The organism is Cupriavidus alkaliphilus, from assembly GCF_014191175.1.
In the GTDB taxonomy this organism is placed as follows: Bacteria; Pseudomonadota; Gammaproteobacteria; order Burkholderiales; family Burkholderiaceae; genus Cupriavidus; species Cupriavidus alkaliphilus.
Window position 1 is genome coordinate 294,161 of sequence record NZ_JACHWE010000002.1, and the last position, 19,413, is coordinate 313,573.

At 62.5% G+C, this 19,413-nt stretch carries 13 protein-coding genes; 10 read left to right on the plus strand and 3 right to left on the minus strand.

Annotation, left to right across the window (positions count from 1 at the left end; all coding sequences use genetic code 11):
• Positions 1-37: 37 nt before the first annotated feature.
• The 3 genes from FHX60_RS07940 to FHX60_RS07950 form a co-directional block, all read right to left on the minus strand.
• On the minus strand, positions 38-1,531 hold the full coding sequence (locus FHX60_RS07940; protein WP_183283008.1) for a hypothetical protein: 1,494 nt from the start codon (positions 1,529-1,531) through the stop codon (positions 38-40).
• 58 nt (positions 1,532-1,589) lie between these two features.
• Positions 1,590-1,859, minus strand: a complete 270-nt coding sequence (locus FHX60_RS07945; protein ID WP_116325407.1) for a PAAR domain-containing protein — start codon at positions 1,857-1,859, stop codon at positions 1,590-1,592.
• Positions 1,860-1,945: 86 nt separating this feature from the next.
• Positions 1,946-2,803, minus strand: a complete 858-nt coding sequence (locus FHX60_RS07950; RefSeq protein ID WP_112775182.1) for a M15 family metallopeptidase — start codon at positions 2,801-2,803, stop codon at positions 1,946-1,948.
• Between the two features lie 278 nt (positions 2,804-3,081).
• Between FHX60_RS07950 and FHX60_RS07955 the strand changes: the two genes are divergently transcribed.
• The 10 genes from FHX60_RS07955 (at position 3,082) to FHX60_RS08000 (ending at position 19,411) form a co-directional block, all read left to right on the plus strand.
• Complete coding sequence (locus tag FHX60_RS07955; RefSeq protein WP_183283009.1) at positions 3,082-3,915, plus strand: hypothetical protein; 834 nt, start codon at positions 3,082-3,084, stop codon at positions 3,913-3,915.
• Positions 3,916-4,078: 163 nt separating this feature from the next.
• Positions 4,079-7,375, plus strand: a complete 3,297-nt coding sequence (locus FHX60_RS07960; protein WP_183283010.1) for a type VI secretion system Vgr family protein — start codon at positions 4,079-4,081, stop codon at positions 7,373-7,375.
• A gap of 10 nt (positions 7,376-7,385) precedes the next feature.
• Positions 7,386-10,379, plus strand: coding sequence for a phospholipase D-like domain-containing protein (locus FHX60_RS07965; RefSeq protein WP_183283011.1), 2,994 nt, complete (start codon positions 7,386-7,388; stop codon positions 10,377-10,379).
• A 259-nt stretch (positions 10,380-10,638) separates the two neighbouring features.
• Positions 10,639-11,802: a T6SS immunity protein Tli4 family protein gene (locus FHX60_RS07970; RefSeq protein WP_260163734.1), complete on the plus strand. Its 1,164-nt coding sequence runs from the start codon at positions 10,639-10,641 to the stop codon at positions 11,800-11,802.
• 208 nt (positions 11,803-12,010) lie between these two features.
• Positions 12,011-13,231, plus strand: a complete 1,221-nt coding sequence (locus tag FHX60_RS07975) for a T6SS immunity protein Tli4 family protein (protein WP_260163735.1) — start codon at positions 12,011-12,013, stop codon at positions 13,229-13,231.
• A gap of 570 nt (positions 13,232-13,801) precedes the next feature.
• Complete coding sequence (locus tag FHX60_RS27685; RefSeq protein WP_260163737.1) at positions 13,802-14,671, plus strand: T6SS immunity protein Tli4 family protein; 870 nt, start codon at positions 13,802-13,804, stop codon at positions 14,669-14,671.
• Positions 14,672-14,820: 149 nt separating this feature from the next.
• Complete coding sequence (locus FHX60_RS07985) at positions 14,821-16,110, plus strand: T6SS immunity protein Tli4 family protein (RefSeq protein ID WP_260163740.1); 1,290 nt, start codon at positions 14,821-14,823, stop codon at positions 16,108-16,110.
• A gap of 98 nt (positions 16,111-16,208) precedes the next feature.
• Complete coding sequence (locus FHX60_RS07990; protein ID WP_183283014.1) at positions 16,209-16,817, plus strand: TetR/AcrR family transcriptional regulator; 609 nt, start codon at positions 16,209-16,211, stop codon at positions 16,815-16,817.
• A gap of 156 nt (positions 16,818-16,973) precedes the next feature.
• A complete protein-coding gene (locus tag FHX60_RS07995; RefSeq protein ID WP_183283421.1) occupies positions 16,974-18,242 on the plus strand; it encodes a YbfB/YjiJ family MFS transporter in 1,269 nt (422 codons plus the stop codon).
• Positions 18,243-18,295: 53 nt separating this feature from the next.
• Entirely contained in the window at positions 18,296-19,411 is a 1,116-nt protein-coding gene (locus FHX60_RS08000; RefSeq protein WP_183283015.1) for an NADH:flavin oxidoreductase/NADH oxidase, read from the plus strand.
• Positions 19,412-19,413: the final 2 nt, after the last annotated feature.

Sequence of the window (19,413 nt, forward strand, 5' to 3'; positions counted from 1 at the left end):
CGGGGCAGGCGGTTCAGGCAGGATCTGGCGCCACGGGTCACGCCGGCAGGACGGCGACAGCGCCGCGCTGCTGCGCGTCGCCGGCGCTCAGGGCCAGCACGGGCCGGCCGCCATCCAGCGCCAGCTGGTGGGCCACTACCACCGGCAGCAGCGCGCCGGCGGCGCCGGCGTAGCCGCACGGCAAGCCCAGCGCCAGCAGGTCGGCAACCGGGTCCAGCGTGGGGAAACGCGTACTGACGACCTGGGCGATCTCGACGGTGCGCACGGGGTGGACGCCGGTGTCGGTGACGATGGTTGCCACTGCCGGGGGGGCTTCTTCGGACTGCGGCGCGGTGTCTGCTGCATCCTTGGGCGCGGTTTCGGCCTTGCCGGCAATGGTCTCGATGGCCTGGGTGACGGCCTGGGCAAGCGCCTCGAGTCGTGGCTGGCCACGGTCTGCCGTAGGCGCGTCCAGGCGGGACATCGCCGTGCGCGCAATCAGGATCGGCGCGCTTTGGGCATCTGCGTCCGTATCCCCGTCAGCGTCTGTCTCGGTGGCGCGCGCGGCAGGCTGGTGCGCGCCCAGCAGCACGCCGGCGGCAGCCTCCCCGGGGGTTCGGCCATGCGGGCAGCGCGCACTGAAGAGCTGGTCTTCCAGTTCCAGCGCTTCGACGGCGTTAGCGCCAATCAGCGAATCGGCGGCCACCAGCATGCGCAGCGCCGGCCGGCCGTCGACCGGCCGGTTCACGGCCTGGGTTGCGCGGTCAAGCAACAGCAGGGCGTCGCCATCGCCGCGCGCGGCCGTGGCTTCGAGCGTGAGCCGCGCAGCTGGCCAGTACTGGGACAAGCGCTCGCGTAGCCAGTCACCGGCGGCGGCCTGGCGCGTTTCCGGCCACCCGCGCGGCAGCAGCATAGTCGCCACCAGCGGCGCGGTGCTGTCCGGCACGGCCATGTCGTGGCCGGCAGGCGCGTAGACCGCTGCCTGCATGCCCAGTTCATCCGTCACCTCCGCGGCCAGCGCGAGCGCGCGCAAGGCCTCGTCGTCCCAGGCCAGATCGGGCGTGCGGGACGCGAATTCCGTGCGCAGGCTGTCGATATCGAGCGACTCAACCTGGGCAGCAAAGACAGGTCCGGGCAAACCATCCAGCGCAACCAGGCCAGGCCGGTTGCCGGCCTTGGCGGCCTCCACCAGCGCATCGGGCGCATTGCCCGCGGGCGTGCGCACCGCGCTGGCAAGCAGCGCCGCGCGCCAGGTGCGGGTGGGGTCTTCCGACTGCGGCCGGGTGCCGTCCGTGGCATTGTCGGTAGCCCCGGGCGGGGCGGTGGAGGGCGCCTGGCTGGCGGCCGCAACATTGCTGCGGATGCCGTCCAGGGCGCGCTTGATGACCAGGTAAGCGGCCACCATGCCGGCCGGCATCAGCACCAGGTGCGTGACGATGTCAGTGGTCGTCGGCATCCGGTTGATCGATTGCCACCAGGCAATGGTCGCCACCCACACCACGGCGAGCACCGCGAACAGAATCAGCGTGGACTTGATCAGTCTTGGAAACATGGTTTCGTGTCGGGTAGCGGCGGGAAGGCGTTTGAAACGGCCGTTCGCTGCCAGGACTTCATTCGCTGCCGGTTACGCCCTGGCTGGACAGCAAGGTCGCGCCGCAAGCGGTCTTGTCGCCATGCCGCGCGGCGGCGCGACCGTCGATGATCACGTTGGGGTCGCCGGTGACAATGACGGTAGTGCCGCCGTGGCCGGAGCGCGGACAGGTAACACGATCTCCCACGCACGCAATGCCCTTGCCGTTGGTGCTGGTGTTGCCCGAGGCGGTGATCACCACGCCGCCGTGGTCGGTCTTGTCGCCCAGCAGAATGAAAGGACGTGCCACTACGCTCTCCCCAGATTGCCCGGCCAACCGCTGCCGGTCCTGAATTCATGTTCCTGCCAGCCCCGCCATGCGGAGCCATCGTGCCGTTATTGCTGTGCCGGCCGCTTGCCCAGCACACCCGGGCGCCGCAGCTCGACGTGCCCGAGATCCATCATCTTCCAGCGGCCGCCCCAGACCAGACCGGCGGATTCGGCGGCACGGCCATACAACTCGTATCCGCGCATGGCCCACGGGTCTTTTTCGCTGATCACCAGCTTGCCGTCGCGGTAGAAGGCGCTGTCCGCGGCCAGCCCGAACTGGTGGTAGCTGTGGTAGGCGCCGGCCTGCGTCACATGGCTGCCCATCGCGGCCAGCTTGGCCTGCCGTTCCGGGCTGCGGTAGCCCTCCAGCAGCGCCATTTCATAGCCGTGTTCGTCGCGCATGATCTTGTAGACCAGCAACAACCGCTGCCTGAAATCGGCATCCAGCTGCTCCCAGTCGCGGCTGGCCTCGCGGATGGCCGGGCGGATCAGCTCAACTTCGCGCGTGGTAAAGACCTCTGGTGGCAGCGGCGGCGGTGGCACCAGCCGCTCGCCATTGAGCAGCGCGGCGATCTGCGGATCCGGTTCGCGCACGCCATCGTCGTCCTCGAACTGGAAGACCTGCCGGTGACGCAACGCCAGCGCCACCACCGGCGGCAGCGTTACCACGCCCGCGGCCGCCAGCACCAGGGCGCGGCGCTTTGCCAGGAAGTCCCTGGCTGAAGCCAACGTAGTGGTGGCGTTGCCAACCGACTGGCGGATCGAGCTGGCCGATTGCGAGCCCGCCGAGGCCGCACTGGTGCTCACGCGGCGCCAGTGCGTGCGCGCCACCGCAAAGCAGCGCTGCCGTACCGCGGGAAGAAGCAGCACGGCAGCAGCGGCAACCATCAACACGAAATAGAGGACCAGTGCGACAAAGACCATGCTTTCCTGCTTGACCGGGCTGGCTGCGCCCCTTGCGGCGAAGGCGGGCGCAAGGGTAACTCAGCATATTCAGTATTTTTTACATCTGTATTCGATGAAGTCTCAATCCCGGGGGATGTCCCCCGTATCGGGTTTGTCTTTCGACGAGGCCAGCCGTAGAATCCGGAAGTCTAAGGCCAAATTGATCGAATTTGCCATATATGACACAACGGGCCGGTAATTGTAAATCCGACCGGTAGCGTCCGCCGCGCATTTTATTTCAATTCTCTTGATGACAGATGAGCAATAGCGACGATGTGAAGCCGCCGGGGCCACCCACCCTCTTCGGCAACGAGCCCGATGCCGGCGCCGCCGGGCAGACCCGCATCCTGGCCAGCCTGGAGGGTCGCGTGCCGATGGCTGCCAAGGCTCCGGCCAGCAAGCCGGGTCGCCGATACGTGGCTGGTGGACTGGTCGCTGTTGCCGCTGCCGCGGTGGCCGGCTGGCTATGGCTGGACCCGGGCGCCGACGCGCCGGTGACAATGCAGGCGGACAAGCCGTCGGCTCCGGCCCAGGCCGGGGCTGATGCAAGCGCTCCGGGGACGCAGGCGCTGGCCGGCCATGCGGCGGGGTCGTCTCCGGCAACTGCCGTTGCACCGCCGGAAGGGGTACACGCGGCGGAACCACCCCAGCCCCAGGCCGCTACCATCGTCGATGCCGGCAGCAGTGACCCGGTACTGGATAGCCTGGGCAAGGTGGACGGCGCGACGGCCGCCGCAGGTGCGCTTGCGGGAGCCACGACGCTGGCTGCACTGACCGCTCTGGGCAGCCAGCCCGCAACGGCCAGGCCACAGTCTGCTGAAATCAGCAAATCTAGCAAAAAGGCATCGAGCGCGAAGACAGCGTCCTCAGCGGCAAAGTCCACGACGAATGCGGCGAACAGCAAGGACAAGGCCGCCGCGGCAAAGAGCAGCACAGCGGCAAAGCCAACCCGGACAGCACGTCGCAAGGCGTCGTCCGCAGCGGCTGACCCCGATGCCGAAGTCCTGGCAGCGTTGTTGTCGCAGCCGGAAGGCAAGCCGATCAGCACGGCGGCGGCCAGCACGCGCCCCTCCGCAAAGGCGCGCAACTGACCCCCGGCGGCGCGTCAAGCAACGTACAGCAGGAAGGCGGCGTGGCGGACCGGCATGCGCCACACCGTACTGCAATCCGTATCACCACGGCGGGCACCGGCGACGGCGTCCGCGCGGGCATGCCGGCCCCTGAAGCAGTTGCGGCTGCACGAACGGAAAGCGAATGGATGTAACCACTCTCTACCAACATCTTTTCAGCGCGGCGCACCGGCTCTATGCCCTGGAAGGCGAAGGCGCGCTCGGCGAACTGGCCGTTGAAGCCTGGATCGGCCGCGAAGGCGTTTCGGCGCTGGCAGAGTCGCGCATCGTTGCGGTCAGCGCCAACGCCGATATCGCATTGGAGAGCCTGCTGGGCCAACGCGTCACGCTGCTGACCACGCTCGCGGGTGGTGGCCAGTCGCGCCGCACCGGCCTGATCCGTCAGGCCGAGAAGCTCGGCGCCGACGGCAGTCTGGCACGCTATCGCCTGACGGTGGTGCCCTGGCTGTGGCTGACCACGCAACAGCGCAACAGCCAGGTGTTCCAGAATCGCAAGCTCGACAGCATCATCGAGACCATCCTGCAACCCTATGCGCCGCACGCGCAATGGCGCTACGCGGCGGGCGCGGAAGCGCGCATCGCGGCCTTCGGCGAGCGCGCCCACGTCGCTCAGTTCCGCGAGACCGACTATCAATTCCTCTCGCGCCTGTTGGCCGAGGCCGGGCTGGGTTATACCGTCGTGGAAGACGAGGAAGCGCCGAGCGGGCATGCGGTGGTGATCTTTGCCGACAGCGCGCAATTGCCGGAAGACGAAGAATCCGCAGCAGGTAGCGGCATCCGCTTTCATCGCGCGCACAGTCAGGAATCGGCCGATGCCATCCAGCAACTGGTGTGCGAGAGCCGGGCGACGGTCGGCGGTGTGGCGGTCACCGCATGGGACCCGGAAGCGAAGCGTGCCATCCGCGGCCATGCCCCGGCACGATCCGGCGGCAACATGGGGCGCATCGCAAGTCCGGACCCGTACCTCTCTGTCAGCTTCTCGCTGGCGCCGGACGCGGCCAGCGCGCAACGGGTTGCCGAACAGGTGATCGAAGCCGTTGAAGCCCGTGCGTTGCTGTTCACCGGCCGTGCGTCGGTACGCACGCTGCGCAGCGGTACGCGCCTGACTGTCACCGGCTGTCCGCACCTGCCGCCGCAGGAAGATGCTGCGGCAGGCTATCCGCTGCTGCTCGCTGCGGTGGAGCACTGCGGCATCAACAACCTGGCCGCCGACACGCGCGCCGCGCTGGCCGATCGCATGGGTCCGCTCGAGGCAGCCTTGTGCTTCGACTCACCGCCGCCGGCACCCGACGCCGCGGAGGCAACCCCCGGCCTGCTGGGCGTGTTGCCCGATCACGCGCCAGTGCGCCTGGCTCCCACGCAAGCGTTGCAGAGCGCCGCACGCGAACAGGGCTACGCCGCCATCTTCCGCGCTATCGACGCTCGCCGTCCCTGGCGCGCCTGCGTCCTCGACGTCGATTGTCCACGTCTTTATAGCCGGTCCAGCCCGCTGGGGGTACATAGCGCGATCGTCGTCGGTCCCGACGGCCAGTCCCAGCCCGAGGGCAACGCCGAACACCATGCCAGCCCCGCCGGAGAAATCCGCGTGCGCTTCCATTGGCAGCGCGGCGAGCGCGCCGACGACCGCAGCAGCCGCTGGATACGCGTGGCACAGCGCCAGGCCGGCGCAGGGATGGGCTGGCAGTGGCTGCCGCGCATCGGCCAGGAAGTGCTGATCAAGTTCGCCGACGACGACATCGACCAGCCTTTCGTCATTGGTGCGCTGTACAACGGCCAGGGCGAAGCGGGCCACGCGCCCACGCCCGGCGGCAAGAGCGCCGCGGCTGGCAGCGACAGTCAATCCCTCTACGCTCAGGGCACGGACAGCGCGCCCAGCGCGCAAGGCAATCTCGCCGGTGGCAACAGCCCCGCCTGGCACGGCCTGGGCGCGCAACCCGACGGCCACCGCAATGCCGCGGCGCTGACGGGTTTCAAGAGCCAGGAACACGGCGGCAAGGGCTACAACCAACTGGTGCTGGACGACAGCGACAGCCAGCTGCGCACGCAACTGGCGACCACGTTGCAGTCGACCCAGCTCAACCTTGGCCACCTCATCCACCAGCAAGACAACCGCCGCGGCAGCTTCCGCGGACAGGGCTTCGAGCTGCGCACCGACGGCCACGCCGCCGTGCGCGGCCAGGCCGGCTTGCTGCTGACGACCTACCGCGACGCCGCCACGGGCAAGGCCCTGCCCACCGGAGACAACGCCGCGGGCATCGCCCTGCTGCGCCAGGCGGGCGACCTCGTCAAGACCCTGAGCCAGGGAGCGACCACCCACCAGACCCAGGCGCTGTCTACCGGCAAGGATGACGAAGCGCCATTGCCGAAGCAGACCCGGGCCGCTTCCGGCATGGTCAACGGGCAAGCACTGGAAGCGGCAAAGGATGACGCGTCCAGCGGCAACACCACCACCAGCGGCAAAGTCCCGCACCAGGCCGCCGCAATGGTCCACCTGAACGGCCGTGCCGGGCTGACCATGGTTGCCGGCCAGGACTTGCAACTGGCCAACGGGGAAAGCGTGGCACTGGCCAGCGGCCTGGACAGCAACTTCGCGGTTGCCGGCCAGGCGCGCGTCCATGCGGGTCAGGCAATCGGCGTGGCCGCGGGGTTGTCGGGGGCAGGAGATAACAACATTGGCCTGCAGCTGACGGCGGGCCAGGATGATATCGATATCCAGGCGCAGCATGATCTGCTGAAGCTGGCGGCGCGGGATGATCTGACCGTGGTCTCAGCCAATATGAACGTGGATTTTGCCGCGGCGAAGCGAATCCGTATTGCCACCGCCGGCGGGGCTTCGATCTTGATCGAGGGCGGGAATATTACGGTGGAATGTCCGGGAGCGATTACGTATAAGGCGGCGCAGAGGAAGTTTGAGGGGGCGGTGGATAATGCCTACCCGCTCCCGGAGTTTCCCCAAGCCCCGATGCCGTACAAGCCCATGGAGTTCCGCATGCGCCTGGCAAATACGCCGGGTGAAGGCGGGCACGCCCTGGCACATGCGCCTTGGAAGATTGCTGTCGGGGAGGCGCCGCTGGGTCTCGGCATGGTGGGTGACGACGAGTTGGTGGCACATGGCGTCACCGATGCTGACGGTAACGTGACGCTCAGCCAGGCCCAGCAGGAAGCCCTGGCGCGCGCCTATTGTGCCAGTCCGGCAAACACATGGCTGGTATATCCCGGCCAGACCGTACGCGTTCACGTTGCCGAGCAGGACCCATCGTGGACTGATGCCGAGGCAGCACGCCACGCACTCAATGCCGGTGACTTCAGCGGTGGACTGCCGCAATCCATGTCGGACGACAATACGCAGCAACGGCTACGCTACGCGCGCGATGCGCTCGCCGCCGGGTCGTCCAGTCAAATCTACAAAAAAACTCAGTAAATAAGAAGCTATGGGTGCGCCAGACAAGCAGGTGTATCAGATCCTTGGTGAAGACCAGAAGGCCGCAAAGACGGCGACTTCTGCGCCCGGCTGCTTCGTGCACGGCAAGGATGTCTTCTCCGAGCCCTTGAAGGGCAATGCGGTGCAGTTCTTTGTCACGGGCACCGAGTACTTCGACAACGTTGCGGCGGCGATCGAGGGTGCGCGGTCCAGTGTTTTCATCACCGGCTGGCAGGTGAATTTCGATGTCGTGCTGACCGGCAAGAAGACGCTCTGGACATGCCTGCGTACCGCGGTCAGGAACGGGGCCAGTGTCTATGTCATGCCATGGATGTCTCCCAAGGTTGGTGTAGACACCGGAGATCTGGAAACTGCGCTAACGGTGATCCAGCTCAACGCCGGTCTGCCGGCGCCCCGGGCGTTCGTCCTGCCGGCAGTTTCGCAGTGCGATCAGCCTGGCGCCTTGGGCATTGCCTTCTCGCATCACCAGAAACTGGTGGTCATCGATAACAAGTTTGCTTTCGTGGGCGGCATCGACCTTGCCTACGGCAGGCGGGACGATGGCAAGTATTCGCTCAAGGCAGAGGGGCGGCAGGGCAGCGAGTTCTATAACAGTTGCGTGCCGCCGATCCATAGCCTCAGCAGCGTAGAACAAACGGCATACCTGACACGCGCCGAACTGGTGGCGGCTTGCTTCGACAACAAGGCCGGCCGTGCGGCGCAATTCCTGCTTTCCGCACCAATGAAGCCGCTTGCGGGGGCGATGGACGTGTACTCCGCTGCAAGCGACAAGGTCAAGGACGTCAACAAGCAGATCTCTGACTGGTGGGTAACCAGTGACGTCGTACCGGAATTCGTGCGAAAGGCCCAGGACAAGGTCATCGACGTGGCGCAGGAAACCGCAGCCGATGCAAGCAAATGGGCCTACCAGCAGCTGGGCGCCGCCCTGCAGGCCAAGGTGGAAAAATTGCGGGAATACGGCGGCGCGCAATTGGCCGATGCAACCACCGCCCTCATGGCGTGGCTGAATGGCGCCACGCTCGACAGCTTGCCTCCCAGCCTGCTGCAAGATACAGCCGATACGATCCAGGCCTTTGTCATGCGCCTGGTGCTCGCCCTGCAGGCGGAAGGCAGCCAGCGCAAGCAGTGCTACGCGAACCTGGAAAAGCTCGGCAAGCTCTTGCCAGCCGGCGGAAGATGTCCGGACAGCAGCGTACAGCCCCGCATGCCTTGGCATGACGTACATTGCCGAATCGAAGGGCCATCGGTTTATGACCTGAGCCGCAATTTCGTACGGCGCTGGAATGGCGTGGCCCTGCAGTATGAGCGCAGCGATGGCAGAACGGTTGACGCGCTGCTGCGGCAACTCGGCATCACGGCGCGTCTGAAGGCGCCCCGCATCGGGGCTGCACACCGGCCCGTCCGATCCAAGACCCTTCCAGGGTCATGCTGGGTCCAGGTCCTACGAAGCGCCCCGAAGAAGATGCGGGTGGCCGAAGCAGCCGGAGAGGCGGATAAGACGACGCCCAGCGTTGCGGAAAGCAGCTGCCTGAGCGCAATGCTGAAGAACATTGAAGGCGCATCGCATTTTATCTATATCGAGGGTCAGTTTTTTCAGTCCGATTATGGCAGCACGATGATCGGGGACGCGGAGGCGGACGGCGGTGCGCCAGCGTCAGGACCGATGCATGCGTTGATGGACGTCAAAGGCTCACCGGGATATCGGAAATATGCAGCGCAACTTGGCATACTTGGCGTGCCGCCCGGACAGATCTATAAGTCCCTCAAATGGAGCCAGATCGACGACGTCCAGCGGGACATCAAGGGAGGCGGTGCAGATTTCGTCAATGACCTGAAGCGGGTCATGGCCACGCAAGCCCAAATTGCCGGATTTGCTGCACTGGGACCGTCTCAGAAGTCCCTGAAGAATCCGATTTGCAAGGCGTTGGGTGATCGTATTACGCGTGCCATTTACGATGGCAAGCCGTTCCATGTCTACATGGTGCTGCCTGTGCATCCGGAAGGGACACTGGACACGATCAACATCATGACGCAGCAGCATCTGACGATGCAGTCGCTGGTGTTTGGCAGTCACAGTCTGGTGAATCGGATCCGACGCGCGCTGTTGGCGATGAAGTATGTGCGTGAGCGGAAGATGGAGGTGAAGAGGGCGAGGGATGTGGCAAATGAGGTAAAGACCAATGTGCTCGATGAGAAGATTCGGCAGATTGAATGGGAACAATACCTGACACTGCTCAACTTGCGTAATTGGGACGTCTTGAACAATAGGCCTGTGACCGAACAGATATATGTTCACAGCAAGTTGTTAATTGCCGATGACCGCGTAGTGGTTCTTGGCAGTGCGAATATTAACGACCGAAGCCAGCTCGGAGACCGAGATTCGGAGTTGGCTGTCATCATTCATGACGACGAACCAGCATCAGCCCAACTAGACGGCCGGCATATGCAACCGGTCGGAACGCTCGCCAAAAATCTGCGTAAGGCATTATCGAGGAAGCACTTTGGACTGATGGGTGGTGCTGCGCCAGCCGGAAAGCTCGATACACCAACCATACTTGATACGCCTGCTAATCGAGAAACTTGGCAAGCTATCAAAACTTTGGCCACGGCAAATTCTGAAGCATACGCAAATGCCTTCCCCTATTTGGCCAAACCTCGAAATCAGAGTTCAATATGGGCCACATGGGATAGTGACGAAGGCGTACTCAAAGGCTACATGCCCTTCAATGAGCGGTTCTGGCGGGCAGACCAGCCGCGCGATCAGTGCTTCACTTGGGATGCTAAACAGCGTTTGCCAGAGCAAAGGCCGGCTGGAATTCGAGGATTTATTGTTGCCTTGCCGCTCCTGTGGACGTTTGGCGAGAACAACGATTCAAAGATGAATCTAATTACGTTAGCGAATATGGACCTTGACGAAGGGATGGACCGCGCGCGGCAGACTGCGGTGGTAGCTCTTCCAAAATCGGATAGAGCCAACACGTAAATTTGAGTTAGGATTTTCATTGATGGGTAGAAGAAAAGAAAAGCAGACCTTAAGCCGAATAGCTTGCCTTTGTGCTGTTATAGCATTGTTAGCCTGTGGCCAGAGCGGTCAAGCCGGGGAGCCGAAGACTACATTAGGCATAGACCGCTTCGGTAAACGTGTGGAAATACCGAACCCCAGCCGTGAAGATCGACTAACTGCCTTGGCGCCGACGCATGTCAAGCCCGCTGGCTATAGGTCAGAATGCCTGGGGCGACTGATGTTTGACACCTCAGAGAAGATGTCATTGGAATGGGCGATTCCGTCCAACACCAGTAAAAATGGATCTTTTGAGGGGCTCTTTCAGCATTTCGATAACGGCACAGGTAAAGGGAGAATTCAAATAGAAACCAGGCAACTGAATACTGTATTCGCGGTGTATGGCCCTTTGAATCCGATGTTGCGTGAGGAGTTTTTGAATTATAGGGAGGAAATGAATGGCGCGGCGCTCAGCGGGCTGCGACGTGCGCTAGAGTTGCAGAAGGAAACAGAAGAAATGTATCAAAGGCGACCGGAGCTCCTCGATCCTGAGATCAAGGATCAGGTAGCTGACGAGAGAGCAAGGCTCGAAAAAGAGCTTGCAGATATCAAGTCCGGCCAACATCGAAAAGTGATCGACTTACGCCGCCCCAATAGCGCAGCGTTTCGAGCCAATCTTAAAGCGGCTAAGCCCTACATCCGCGGCGCAATTGTGTTGGGCAACCACATTGTTGCCTTTCAATCGATGTTGAGAGGCTTTGAAAACTATATTGAGCCCACGGAAGATCAATGGCAAATCGCCGAGAATGCTCTGCGCGAGCTGATTAGCCAACTCCAACCCCGTGAGATCTACGAGATCCCCAAGGACCGGGGTTTCTGCCTACCCTATGCGTTCTTGCGTGACGACGGCACCTATGGCAACAAGATCTCCACGTCCTTCCGCTATGCCGACAGCCCGGCAGTCATCTACACGCTCAGTGTTGCTTCGATTCCCGGTGGTGGCGCATCGGAAACTACGATCCTGAATGCAACAGGCCGCTCGGCGACCGGAATCTTGAGCCAACTACCCGAGAACGCAACGGTGAAGCAACGTTTGGGTCCCCGTCCAGCCAAGATCGGTGCCCTGACGTCTGAGCAGGGCGGCATCGTGGTGGAAGCCAAGCGTCCAGGCCAACCGCCGCGGGAGGGCTATCACTTGTATACGGGATATGCCGGTTGGGCGGGGTCGCAGATCTTGCCGACCATCGAGGTGACGATGGAGTCTGCAGCGCGTGGTGCCTACCCCAAGCTGACGATGGATGCACCGCCCTATGAGCAGGCCCGGCCGCGGCTGGATGCATTGCTCAAGAGCATCCGCCTGCGGCCGACGACGCCGCCGATGCCGGAGTTGGTCGGCATCCTGTAGTGCGGTGACTAAGTTGCGAATTCACGAAATGGCAATGGGTCAAGCATTGAAGCCCAAGCGCGCATGGCATTTTAGCCTGGTTTGCCTAGTGGCCATGACAATGACTGCGTGCGGGCAAAGCGAACAGGGGCACGAACCCAAGACCACGATGAGTACTGATCGTTTCGGCAATCGTGTAGAGATACCAAAGCCCAGCCGACAAGATCGCATGCAAGCCACTGCACCAAGCTATTCGACGCCGGACGGTAGCCATACAGAGTGTTTTGGTCGGCAAATTGTTGACATACCAAGTGAGTCGACCTTTTACTGGGCGATCCTTTCGAAGGCCAGCGATGGCGGGTTCGAAAATTTTTCTCAACGTTTCAATGATAGAACAGGTCGGGGACATATTGAGATTGAAACCAAGGAATTGCTAACACAGTTCGCAGTATATGGCCCTATTACAGAGGAGTTGCGCAAGAGTTTTTTTTCATACAGGGCCAATAGTAATGAGGCGCTGCTGCGTAACCTCGGTCGCGCTCTTAAGGTATTGCAAGAAAGGGAGAAACTCTTTCGACAAAATCCTCCTGGCCCTAATACGATGGCTAATCTCGGCGCTGAGATCGCAGCTACAAAAAAAAGCATTTCGGATCTTAAAGCAGATCAATATCGAAAATCGATTGACCTTGGCCACGCCGACAGTCTGGCGTTTCGGGCCGAACTCAAGGCCGCTAAGCCATACTTGCACGGTGCGGTCGTGTTGGGCGAGCACATTGTGGCATTCCAGTCAATGCTGAGAGGTTTTGAGAACTATGTTGAGCCGACCGAAGCGCAATGGGTAGCGGCAGAGAGCGCCATACGTAAACTAATCAATCAACTCGAACCCCGCGGCCTCTACGAGATTCCCAAGGACCGAGGCTTCTGCCTGCCCTATGCCTTCCTGCGCGACGACGGCACCTATGGCAACAAGATCTCCACGTCGTTCCGCTTTGCCGACAGCCCGGCAGTTATCTACACGCTCAGCGTCGCGTCGATTCCCGGCGGTGGGGCATCGGAAACTACGATACTGAATGCGACCGGCCGCTCGTCTACCGGGATCCTGAGCCAACTCCCTGAGAACACCACAGTGAAGCAACGTTTGGGTCCGCGTCCCTCCAAGATCGGTGCATTGACCTCAGAGCAAGGCGGCATCGTGGTGGAAACCAAGCGTCAAGGCCATCCGCCGCTGGAGGGCTATCACGTCTACACGGGATACGCTGGATGGGCGGGATCACAAATCTTGCCGACCATCGAGGTGACGATGGAATCTGCAGCGCGTGCGGCCTACCCCAGGCTGGCGACCGACGCCCCACCCTATGAGCAAGCCCGGCCGCGGCTGGATGCCTTGCTTAAGAGCATTCGGCTGCGGCCGACGACGCCGCCGATGCCGGAGTTGGTCGGCATCCAATAGTGTGGGGATCAAGTTGCGAATTCCAGAAATGGCAACGGCATCGAAGCCGAAGCGCACATGGCATTTCGGCCTCGTGTGCCTGGCGGCCATAACGACGGCTGCGTGCGGGCAAAGCGGACCGGCGCATGAACCCAAGACCACGATGGGCCCTGATCGTTTCGGCAATCGTGTAGAGATACCGAACCCAAGCCGCGAAGATCAGCTGGCGGCTACAGCAAGTACCTATATCAAGCCTACTGATCATAGGTCAGAGTGCCTAGGAAGGCTGATTTTCGACACGTCAGAGCAACTGTTACTGGAATGGGCGATTTCTTATAAGGCAAGTAACCAAGGTACCTTCGATAGCCTGTCCCAGCATTTCGAAAACGGAACGGGAAACGGGCGTATTGAAATAGAGACAGGAGAACTGCTCACCAAGTTGTCAGTTTATGGACCTGCGACTCCGGAGTTGCGTGAGAAATTTCTAGGTTACAGGGCCCCGCATGAATGCGGCGTCATTAAGTGGCTTGTTGAGTGCACTGGAGCAGCAAAAGAAGACCGAGGACATGTACAAGGAGCGGCCGGAACTCCTTGGCCCTGGCATCGGGGATGCATATTGCAGAAGAGCGGGCAAAGCTAGAGAAAGACGTTGCCGATATCAAAGCCGACCGTTATCAGAAAACAATCGACCTTGGAAGGCCGGACAGCATGGCGCTTCGTTACGATCAGCGTCGAGGGGGCGCTTCTTTTATTCGCGGCGCCATCGTACTAGGCCAACATCTGGTCGCCTTTGAGTCCATGTTACGTGGTGACATTCCGCAGTTCGAAGAGCCGACCGAAGCTCAATGGCAAGTTGCCGAGAATGCGCTTCGCAAGCTGATCAGCCAACTCCACCCCCGCAATCTCTACGAAATCCCCAAGGACCGAGGCTTCTGTCTACCCTATGTCTTCCTGCGTGACGACGGCACCTATGGCAACAAGATCTCCACGTCCTTCCGCTATGCCGACAGCCCGGCAGTCATCTACACGCTCAGTGTTGCTTCGATTCCCGGTGGTGGCGCATCGGAAACTACGATCCTGAATGCAACAGGCCGCTCGGCGACCGGAATCTTGAGCCAACTACCCGAGAACGCAACGGTGAAGCAACGTTTGGGTCCCCGTCCAGCCAAGATCGGTGCCCTGACGTCTGAGCAGGGCGGCATCGTGGTGGAAGCCAAGCGTCCAGGCCAGCCGCCGCGGGAGGGCTATCACGTCTACACCGGATATGCCGGTTGGGCAGGTTCGCAGATCCTGCCGACCATCGAGGTAACGATGGAGTCTGCAGCGCGATCTGCCTACCCCAAGCTGACGAAGGACGCACCACCCTATACGCAGGCCCGGCCGCGGCTGGACGCATTGCTCAAGAGCATCCGCCTGCGGCCGACGACGCCGCCGATGCCGGAGTTGGTCGGCATTCAGTAACGTGGAGAATCAAGTTGCGCGTCCCTGAGATGTCAAAGGTTGTAGCTTTGAGGCAGAAGCACGCACGGCATTATGGGTTCACACTGCTCGCGGCCATGACGATGGTCGCTTGCGGGCAAAGCAGTCAAGCGCACGAACCCAAGACCACGATGGGTACCGATCGTTTTGGCAATCGGGTCGAGATACCTAACCCCAGCCGTGAGGCTAGGCTAGCAGCAAGTGCTCCGGGCTACGTTAGCCCTGAAAATAGCCGAATGGAGTGCTTGGGGCGAGTGGTTTTCGATGCGCCCGAGGGCGCATCCTTTGAATGGGCGGTTTCGTCTAAAACTAGTGAATTTGGTACATTTGAGAGTCTTATTCAACATTTTGATAATGGCACCGGGAAGGGTTACCTCCAACTCGAGACCAAAGAACTGCGTACTGTGTTTGGCGTATATGGGCCGGTTTCGCGTAGGTTGAGTGATGAATTCTTGACTTTTAGGGCCATGGAAAATGAAGCTCTATTGCGAAATTCTCTAAGGTCATTAAAGGCACAGAAGGAGAAGGCAGAGCGTTTTCGACCCAATCCTCCGGGGCCCAATACGATGGCGAATATCGCCGCAGAGATTGCCAAAATCGAAAGAAATATTGCCGATCTCAAGTCCGATCGATACCGAAAAGTGGTTGACCTCGGCCGTCCCCATAGCATGGCGTTTCGCCACGATCAGCGTCGCGGTGGAGTTTCATACCTGCGCGGCGCAATTATATTAGGTCAACATCTGGTTGCCTTTGAATCAATGTTGCGTGGTGACATCCCCCAGTTCGAAGAACCTACAGAAGCTCAATGGCAAGTCGCCGAGAACGCCCTGCGCAAACTGATCAGCCAACTTAAACCCCGCAGCCTTTACGAGATTCCCAAGGAGAGGGGCTTCTGCTTGCCCTTTGCGTTTCTCGCGGACGACGGCACGTACGGTAACAAGATCTCCTCTTCCTTCCGGCTCGCTGACAATCCCGCTGTTATCTACACGCTCAGTGTTGCCGCGATTCCAGGCGGTGGTGCATCGGAGACGACGATACTGAATGCGACTGGCCGCTCGGCTGCCGGATTGCTAAGCCAGTTGCCTGAAAACACAACGGTGAAACAGCGCCTCGGTCCTCGTCCGGCCAAGATCGGTGCATTGAGCTCAGAGCAGGGCGGCATCGTGGTGGAAGCCAAGCGTCCAGGCCAGCCACCGCGCGAGGGCTATCACGTCTACACAGGATACGCCGGATGGGCGGGCTCGCAGATCTTGCCGACCATCGAGGTGGTGATGGAGTCGGCAGCCCGCGCCTCCTATCCCAAGCTGACCATGGACGCGCCGCCCTATGAGCAAGCCCGTCCACGGCTGGATACCTTGCTCAAAAGCATCCGCCTGCGACCCACGACTCCGCCAATGCCGGAACTGGTCGGCATTCAATAGTGAAAAGCCAAGCACTTTCACCCTGACGAGGGCCTTGCGTTTTGTATCACTCGCTCTATAATCGGATTTCATACCGATCGATACAAAACGACCACCCCATGCCTCGCCCCCGCAAATTCAACGAACAGGCCGCCCTCACCGCCGCCCTGGACGCTTTCTGGGCCCGCGGTTACGAAGCCACATCCACCCGCGACCTGACCAGCTCAATGGGCATGACCCAGCCCAGCCTGTACAACGCCTTTGGCGACAAGCGGTCGCTGTTCCTGCTGGCGTTGGAGGGCTATCTCGACGGTACAGTGCGGGAGCGCATGGCGCGCCTGGAAGCGACGTTGCCGCCGGCCGCCGCCATCACGGCATATTTCTCTGAAAGTCTCGAGCGATCGCTCGCGGATCCGCTGCACCGTGGCTGCCTGCTGGTGAATACAGCGCTTGAGGTCACGCCGGAGGCTGCGGACCTCCAACAGACCGTGGCGAGTGCCTTCGAGGAAATCCGCGATTTCTTCCGCCGCCAGTTCACCGCTGCCCAGCAGGCCGGCGAGGTGGACGCGGTGCTCTCCGCGGACGAGGTTTCCGCGCAATTGCTTGCCGTCCTGCTTGGCATGCGCGTGCTCGCGCGCGCCGCGCCGGAGCGCGCGCTGCTGGAGGGCGGGGTGCGGCCGACGCTGGCTTTGCTGGGGTTGCCGCCGTTAGGCGCCGGCACCGGCTGATCTCTGCCAGGCTTTTCCTTACTTTTCTTCCGTAGATGCCATGCACGCGGCCCGGGCCGCGTGCGGGTGAGCTGCATCCCTTTTTTCCGGCCTCATGCAGTGGGGCCGGTGGCCCCGTCTTGTCCGCTGCAAGGCAAGCGGTTACTGGAGAACATAATGTCTCGCCCTGTCTCTGCGCCGCAGCCGTGCGCCATATCCGCAGCACCGCTGAGCCTCCGCGACCTCTACGCAGCATTTTCTGGTCTTTGCGCCAGCCTGGTGGCGATCGGTCTTGCGCGATTCGCCTATACCGCGCTGGTGCCTCCGCTGATCCAGGCGCACTGGTTTCCGGCGGCGCAGACGGTGGCGCTGGGTGCGGCGAATTTTGCGGGCTACCTCGCGGGCGCTTTGCTGGGGCGGCCGCTGGTTTCGGTCTGGTCGAGCCGGACCGTATTGCGCGGGTTGATGCTGGCGGCGACGGTGGCGTTCTTTGCCTGTGCGTGGCCGTTGTCGGTGACCTGGTTTTTTGCGTGGCGCTTTATTTCGGGGCTGGCGGGCGGCGGCATCATGGTGCTGGTGGCGATGTCGATCCTGCCGCATATCCCCGCGCCGCGGCGCGGCGTGGTGATGGGCATCATTTTTCTGGGACTGGGGCTGGGTATTGCGGCCTCAGGCACGCTGGTGCCATGCCTGCTGCAATTCGGCTTGCGCGAGACGTGGCAGGGGCTGGGGGCGTTGTCGCTGGTGCTGACGGCGTTGAGCTGGTTCGGCTGGCCAGGCCAGTTGACGCAAGCTACGGCGAGCGCGAGCACGGCGGCAAACGCTTCGACTGCGATCTTGCCGGCAGCCCGCCGCAAGCTGCGGCTGCTTTACGCGCAGTACGCGATCAATGCCTTCGGGCTGGTGCCGACGATGCTGCTGCTGGTGGACCTGGTGGCACGGGGATTGGGCCGCGGCAGCAGCGTGGGCGCGTCTTACTGGGTGCTGTACGGCATCGGTGCGATTGCGGGGCCGCTGGTGTGCGGCCTTGCCGGTGACCGGATCGGCTTTGGGTCAGCTTACCGCGGCGCGCTAATGTTGCAGGGGCTGGCCACGGCGGTGCTGGCGCTTTCCGGACATCCGGTGGCGATCGGCGTGGCGGCGGTGGTGCTCGGCGCCTTTACGCCGGGGATTGCGCCGCTGGGACTTGGCGCCATCCAGGAAACGCTCCCGCATGACCCGGCCGCGCAGCGTGCAGCGTGGAGCCATGCCACCAGTGCCTTTGCGCTGTTCCAGGCGCTGGCGGGCTATGGCTATGCGTGGATGTTTGCGCATTCGCATGAGAACTACGCGCTGGTCTTTGGCTGCGGTGCCGTGGCCGTGGCGCTCGCGCTGGCCGTGGGATGGATTGCGGAGCGCCGCGCGGACGGTGAGCCGCCATCTGCAGCAACGCCGGCATCGGCCTAGAATCGAAATTCCTGTCCAGAAGGACTGCAAGAACCCCGTTAGGAGCACTCCGCATGAGCCAACTGTTCGAGCCGCTCGCCATCGGCGGCCTCACCCTCGCCAACCGCATCACCATTGCGCCGATGTGCCAGTATTCCGCGCAGCACGGCAATGCCGGCGACTGGCACATGATCCATCTGGGTTCGCTGGCGCTGTCGGGTGCGGGCATGCTGATCGTGGAGGCCACGGCGGTCTCCGCGGAAGGGCGCATCACGCCGCATGACCTGGGCTTGTATTCGGACGACAACGAGGCGGCGCTCGGCCGCGTGATCAACGCGATGCGCGCGCATTCGCCGATCGCCATCGCGATCCAGCTGGGGCACGCTGGCCGCAAGGCGTCGAGCCAGGCGCCGTGGGATGGCGGTCAGCAGATCGCGCCGGATGCACCCGGTGGCTGGCATACGGTGGCGCCTTCGGCTGTGCCACATGGCGCAACGGAAGTCGCGCCGGTTGCGCTGGATCGTGCCGGCATGGACAAGGTGCGCGATGACTTTGTCGCGGCGGCAAGGCGTGCGGCGCGGCTGGGACTGGATGGCATCGAAATCCACGCCGCGCACGGCTACCTGCTGCATCAGTTCCTGTCGCCGCTGGCCAACCATCGCGACGACGAATACGGCGGCAGCCTGGAGAACCGCATGCGCTTCCCGATCGAGGTGTTCGATGCGGTGCGCGAGGCGTTCCCGGCGCAGCGGCCGGTGTGGATGCGTATTTCGGCAACGGACTGGGTGCCGGGCGGATGGGATATCGAGGGAACAGTGGCGCTGTCGAAGGTGCTGAAGGCGCGCGGCTGCTCGGCAATTCATGTGACGACCGGCGGGGTCTCGCCGCAACAGGCCATCAAGCTGGGGCCTGGCTACCAGGTGCCCTACGCCCAGCGCGTGAAGGCGGAGGTGGGCCTGCCAACGATTGCAGTGGGCCTGATCACTGAGCCGGAACAGGCCGAAGCCATCATCGCCAACCAGGAGGCCGACGCGGTGTCGCTGGCCCGTGCGATGCTGTATGACCCGCGCTGGCCGTGGCATGCGGCAGCGCGGCTGGGGGCGAGCGTACAGGCACCCAGGCAATACTGGCGCTCGCAACCGCGCGAACTGAAGGACCTGTTCGCCGGTGCGGCGTTCGGGCAGCGCTAGGC